Origin of the sequence: Streptomyces sp. NPDC001678 (genome assembly GCF_042892945.1) — a bacterium.
GTDB lineage: Bacteria > Actinomycetota > Actinomycetes > Streptomycetales > Streptomycetaceae > Streptomyces.
Genome location: NZ_JBIAUP010000029.1, coordinates 1 through 5852 on the forward strand (window position 1 = coordinate 1; position 5852 = coordinate 5852).

Genomic DNA, 5852 nt, shown 5'->3' on the forward strand with positions numbered 1-5852 from the left:
CGCCTAATCGGCACCCGTTCCGAATTCCGGACACGCCGAAATTCATCCCGTTCAAGGGTCATGCAAAGAGGTGATCGCCGCCGATGCGGCTGGAGGTGCCGCCCCGTCGTCCTTGCGGACTCCGTGGCAACTCGAAGGACTCTACACGAGCCTGTAACCATCATCAAACCGGTGGCGCAAGTGGGTTTGGCGGGCGTACGGTCGCCGTGTGACGAAGCATGTCTGTACCCAGCAGTGGTGGGCCGCCTGACGGCGGCCCGACCTCGCGCGTACCGCGCATGCATCCAACGGCCGCCGCCTCGGCGGCCGTTTTTTGCTGTCTGTGGCGGTGGTCCCCACCTTCCGGATCCTCCGGACCCAAGGAGCCACGACACCCATGACCCGGATCTTCAGCGGCATCAAGCCCACCGGCCACCTCACCCTCGGCAACTACCTCGGGGCCCTGCGCCAGTGGGTCACCGTCGACCAGCACCGGGCCGACGCCCTCTTCTGCGTCGTCGACCTCCACGCCCTCACCGTCGACCACGACCCGGCGCGCGTCCGCCGGCTCAGCCGGCAGGTGGCGACCCTGTTCCTCGCCGCCGGGCTGGACCCCGCCCTCTGCACCCTCTTCGTACAGAGCCACGTCGACGAGCACACACGGCTCTCGTACGTCCTCGAGTGCACGGCGAGCGACGGGGAGATGCGGCGGATGATCCAGTACAAGGAGAAATCCGCGAAGGAACGGGCTGCGGGAGGCAGCGTTCGGCTGTCGCTCCTCACCTACCCCGTGCTGATGGCGGCGGACATCCTCGCCTATGGGGCCGACGAGGTGCCGGTGGGTGACGACCAGGCGCAGCACGTCGAGCTCACCCGCGACCTGGCCGTGCGGTTCAACCAGCGGTACGGGCATACGTTCACGGTGCCGAAGGCCGTGCTCCCGGCCGTGGCCGCGCGTGTCATGGACCTCCAGGACCCCACCTCCAAGATGGGGAAGTCGCATGCGGACTCGTCCGGCATCGTCTACCTGCTCGACGAGCCGGGTGTCGTGCGCCGAAAGGTCATGCGTGCGGTGACCGACAGCGGAAGCGAGGTCACCCACGACCGGGAGGCGCAGCCCGGTATCGCGAATCTGCTGGAGATCCTGGCGGCGTGCACGGGTGACGTCGGCCCGGCGGAGCTGGCCGCGCGCTACAGCTCGTACGGAGCGTTGAAGAAGGACACGGCCGAGGCGGTCGTCGAGACGCTGCGGCCGATTCAGGAGCGGCACGCGAAGCTGTGTGCCGACCCCGGATACGTCGACGAGGTGCTGCGGGCCGGTGCCGAGCGGGCGCGGGGGCTGGCCCGGCCGACGGTCGACGCCGCGTACGAGGCCATCGGCCTGCTGCCCGCGAGGTGACCTCCCACGAGGTGACCCGGAGAACCGGGAGGACCCGGACCGTCTCACCCCGCCGCGCGGAAGGACCTGCGGTAGTCGCGCGGGCTGGTGGCGAGGCGGGCGGCGAAGTGCTGGCGCATGGTGACCTCGCTGCCGAAGCCGCAGCGGCGGGCGACCTCGGGCATGGGCAGGTCCGTGCGTTCCAGGAGCTGCTGGGCCGCGGCGACGCGCTGGTCGAGGAGCCACTGGATCGGGGTCGTCCCCGTGGTGGCGGTGAAGTGGCGGGCGAAGGAGCGCGGTGACATGCCGGCCCAGCGCGCGAGGTCGGCGACGGTGAGCGGTTCGGACAGCCTGCGGAGCGCTCGTTCCCGTACGGCCGCGAGGGTGTCCGAGGCCTCGCGGCCGGCAGCTGCCGGCGCGGGGTGCTCGATGAACTGGGCCTGGGTGCCCGTGCGGAAGGGGGCGGTGACCATCGAGCGGGCGATGGTGGCCGCCGCCTCGGCGCCATGGGCGCTACGAACCAGGTGGAGGCAGAGGTCGATCCCCGCGGCGACGCCCGCCGCCGTCCAGACACCGCCGTCCTCGACGAAGAGGGCGTCCGGCACGACCTCGATGTCCGGGTGGGTGGCGGACAGGAGAGTGGTGAGGTTCCAGTGGGTGACCGCGCGTCGTCCGTCGAGGAGCCCGGCCTGGGCGAGCACGAACGCTCCCCCGCACAGCGCGGCGACGGGAACGCCCGCCCGGTGCGCGCAGCGCAGCGCGTCCAGTACGGGCTCGGGGACCGGGGCCAGCTGGTCGTCGACGCCGGGTACGACGACGAGGTCGGCGGTGGTCGTCCAGTCCAGGGCCCGGTCGGGGGTGAGGGTCAGGCCGCCCGGCATCGGCACGGGCGCGCGATCCGGTGCGCAGCGGCGGAGTTCGAAGGGCGGGGCGCCACGCCCGGTGCGGTCGACGCCCCAGACCTCGGCGATGACGGCGACGTCGAAGGCCCGTATGCCGGGAAAGGCGACGAGGGCGATGCGCTGAGCTGTGACGGTGGACTGCATGACGGTCATGGTGCACCGTGGCGGCAGCCTTGGCATCAATCCATCGAACGGGGTCTCTTCTGCCACTGTCGGCTCCTGTGCCGCGCCAACAGGATGGTGGGCATGGAGATCAACGAACTCGCTCAGAACCTCGCTCAGAACCTCGACCGGAACGCCGCGCTCATCGTCATCGACGTGCAGAAGGCCTGGCACGACCCGGTCTTCCCGCCCCGGGACAACCCCGCCGCCGAGGGCAATATCGCCGCGCTCGTCGACGCCTGGCAGGAGGCGGGCCGGCCCGTCGTCTTCGTACGGCACGACTCGCCCAAGGCGGACTCCCCGCTCCGCCCCGGGCAGGAGGGGAACGACTTCCAGGACTTCGTCGAGGAGCGCCGGGGCCGGGGCACCGGTCCGGAGCTGCTGCTCACCAAGACCGTGAATTCCGCGTTCATCGGTACGCCGGATCTGCGGAGCTGGCTGGACGCGGCGGGGATACGGCAGATCGTCGTCGTGGGGATCATGACGAACTGGTGCGTGGAGACGACCGCCCGGATGGGCGGCAATCTCGGCTACGACGTGATCGTGCCGCTCGACGCCACGCACACGTTCGACGCCGTCGGCCCCGACGGGCGGGTCCTCACGGCCGCCGAGCTCGCGCGGGCGACGGCGACCAATCTGCACGCGGGTGGTTTCGCGAGGGTCGTCTCCACGGCGGCACTGCTGGGAGCTGAGAACTGACGGTTGTCAGCTCCCAGCTCTCGGTTCTGAAGTTCTGAGCTCTCGGCCGTCAGCTGTGGCCGGAGCCCAGTTCGCGGCTGCGGTCGCGGGCGGCTTCCAGGGCGGCGATCAGGGCGGCGCGTACGCCGTGCTTCTCCAGCTCGCGGATCGCGCTGATGGTCGTACCGGCCGGGGAGGTGACCGCCTCGCGGAGCTTCACCGGGTGCTCGCCGCTGTCGCGGAGCATGACCGCGGCGCCGATGGCGGCCTGGACGATCAGGTCGTGGGCCTTGTCCCGGGGCAGGCCGAGCAGGATGCCGGCATCGGTCATGGCTTCGACGAGGTAGTAGAAGTAGGCCGGACCGGAGCCGGAGAGGGCCGTCGCCGCGTCCTGCTGCGACTCGGGGACGCGGAGCGTCTTGCCGACCGGCTTGAAGATCGCCTCGGCGCGGAGGAGGTGGTCCTCGGTGGCGTGGGAGCCACCGGAGATGACGGACATGCCTTCGTCGACGAGGACGGGGGTGTTGGGCATGACGCGTACGACGGGGACGCCCGCCGGCAGCCGCTCCTCGAAGAAGGCGGAGGGCACGCCGGCCGCGGCGCTGATGACGAGGCGGTCGGCGGGCAGGTGCGGGGAGAGCTCCTCGAGGAGGGTGCTCATGTCCTGCGGCTTGACGGCCAGGATCAGGGTGTCGGCGGCCTTGGCGGCCTCGGTGTTGCTGACCACCTCGACGCCGTAACGGGCGCGGAGCGCCTCGGCGCGCTCGGCGCGGCGGGCCGTGCACATCAGGTCGTCCGTGGACCAGCCCGCGCGGATCATGCCGCTGAGGAGGGCCTCGCCGATCTTTCCGGTGCCGAGGACGGCGACTCTCTGCCGCACGGGGGCTCACCTCTTTCGTTCCGCCGGGATTCCGCCGGGGTTCCGCTGGGCTCGCTTCATCCTCCCACCTCGGTCGCCCCAGGGGCGCCCGGAAGCGGTAGCTCCCCTTTCCCGACACTGCGTTTACATCGTGGTTACAAAACAACTCACCGATCAGCACCACGACTTGGCCAAAATATGGTCGAGTGATTAACAGCCCGGCGCCGCAGGGACGACGGCGCCGGCGCCGCCTGTCGCTGCGCTCTCCCGCGACGCCCGATGCCCATCGGCCCCTTACTCCACCTGTCTGGTACTCCACCCGTCCGGCAACGATCCTCATCGCATCGCTGCGCGCGCTTCGAGCGCGCTGGAGGCAAACCTCATGCAGAAGACTCTCTTCCGCCGTGTCCGCACCGCCGTCGCCCGCGTTGGCCTTCTCGCCAATCTCCGGGCCGACTTCGCCGCGTCGCTGGTCGTCTTCCTCATAGCCGTGCCGCTCTCCGTGGGCATCGCCGTCGCGTCCGGCGTCCCCGTGGAGCTGGGCCTCGTGACCGGCATAGTCGGCGGGCTGCTCCAGATGGCGATGGGCCTGCTGAAACTGGGCCGTTGGTTCCGGGCCATCTCCGTCGCGGTGGTGCAGGGAATGCTCGCGGGCATCGGCGTCGTCCTGATCGCGGGACAGCTGTACGCGCTCGCCGACGCGGACGCGCCGGCCGGAGCGCTCGAGAAGCTCGGCGGCCTGGTCACCCTGCTCACCGACACCCTCGCCTCGGCCGACTCGCTCGCCGCACTCGCCGTCGGCGTCGGCACGGTGGCCGTACTGGCACTGTGGCCACGCTGGCAGTGGGGCGCACGCCTCGTCCCCGCGCCCCTGGCCGCGGTCGCACTCGCCACGACGGCGGTCGGGATGCTCCGGCTGCCCGTCGACCGGGTCCGGGTGCGCGGTCTCTTCGACGCTATTCAGCCACCCTGGAATGGCGATTTCGCGCGCTTGACCGAGTTCGGGGTCCTGGGGACGGTGCTCGCCTTCGCGCTCATCGCCTCGGCCGAAACCCTCTTCAGCGCGGCCGCCGTCGACCGGCTCCACGACGGCGCGCGCACGGACTACAACAAGGAACTCATCGCCCAGGGCGCCGGCAACACCGTCTGCGGTGTGCTCGGTGCCCTCCCCATGACCGCGGTGATCGTCCGCAGCTCCGCCAATGTGTACGCCGGCGCCCGGACGAAGGCCTCTCGCGTCCTCCACGGCGTATGGCTGCTGGTCTTCGCGACGCTGCTGCCCTGGGCCCTGGAACTCATCCCCGTCGCGGCACTCGCGGGGGTGCTCGTCCACGCGGGCTGGAAACTCCTGCCGGGCCGTGAGCTGGGCCCGCTCTGGCGGGACCACCGCGGCGAGGTCGCGGTCCTGGTGACGACCACAGTCGCCATCGTCGTGACCAACCTCTTCGAGGGCGTGGTCGTCGGCCTGCTGCTGGCCATCGTGAAGGCGGCCTGGGAGACCTCCCACGTCCATATCGAAACCACGACGCCAAGGGACGGCCGGGTACGGGCACGGGTGCTCGGCAACGCCAACTTCCTGCGGCTGCCCCGGCTCCTGGACGAGCTCGACACTCTCCACCGGGCCGGCCACGACGTCGAGCTGGACCTCACCGGGCTCCGGCACATGGACCGGGCCGTGCACACCGCGCTCCACGGCTGGGCGGAACGGCACGGCTCGCTGCGGGACGGCGACGCGAATGGCAACGGGAACGGCAACGGTGACGGTGAGGCCACGGGGCGAGTGGTCGCGGTGTAGACGGCGTAAATGCAAGAAAGCCCCGGCAGGTAATCCCTGCCAGGGCTCTCTCTTAAAAGGAGTTCGGCGGCGTCCTACTCTCCCACAGGGTCCCCCCTG

5 protein-coding genes are annotated in these 5852 nt (G+C 70.7%); 3 read left to right on the forward strand and 2 right to left on the reverse strand.

All coding sequences use genetic code 11. The features are described 5' to 3' along the window. The first annotated feature begins 376 nt into the window (after positions 1–376). Entirely contained in the window at positions 377–1378 is a 1002-nt protein-coding gene (trpS, locus tag ACFYZR_RS32265; protein WP_391917083.1) for a tryptophan--tRNA ligase, read from the forward strand. Positions 1379–1422: 44 nt separating this feature from the next. Here the strand turns inward: trpS and ACFYZR_RS32270 are convergent, their stop codons facing one another. Further along, the gene (locus ACFYZR_RS32270; protein ID WP_391917086.1) at positions 1423–2403 is read right to left on the reverse strand and encodes a GlxA family transcriptional regulator; all 981 of its coding nucleotides are present in this window, start codon (positions 2401–2403) and stop codon (positions 1423–1425) included. 93 nt (positions 2404–2496) lie between these two features. Between ACFYZR_RS32270 and ACFYZR_RS32275 the strand changes: the two genes are divergently transcribed. Continuing rightward, on the forward strand, positions 2497–3120 hold the full coding sequence (locus ACFYZR_RS32275) for a cysteine hydrolase family protein (protein WP_391917088.1): 624 nt from the start codon (positions 2497–2499) through the stop codon (positions 3118–3120). Positions 3121–3169: 49 nt separating this feature from the next. Here the strand turns inward: ACFYZR_RS32275 and proC are convergent, their stop codons facing one another. Then, the gene (gene proC / locus ACFYZR_RS32280) at positions 3170–3979 is read right to left on the reverse strand and encodes a pyrroline-5-carboxylate reductase (RefSeq protein ID WP_391917091.1); all 810 of its coding nucleotides are present in this window, start codon (positions 3977–3979) and stop codon (positions 3170–3172) included. A 361-nt stretch (positions 3980–4340) separates the two neighbouring features. On the opposite strand from proC, the gene ACFYZR_RS32285 reads away from it, so the two are divergent. Continuing rightward, the gene (locus ACFYZR_RS32285; protein WP_391917094.1) at positions 4341–5753 is read left to right on the forward strand and encodes a SulP family inorganic anion transporter; all 1413 of its coding nucleotides are present in this window, start codon (positions 4341–4343) and stop codon (positions 5751–5753) included. Positions 5754–5852 lie beyond the last annotated feature (99 nt).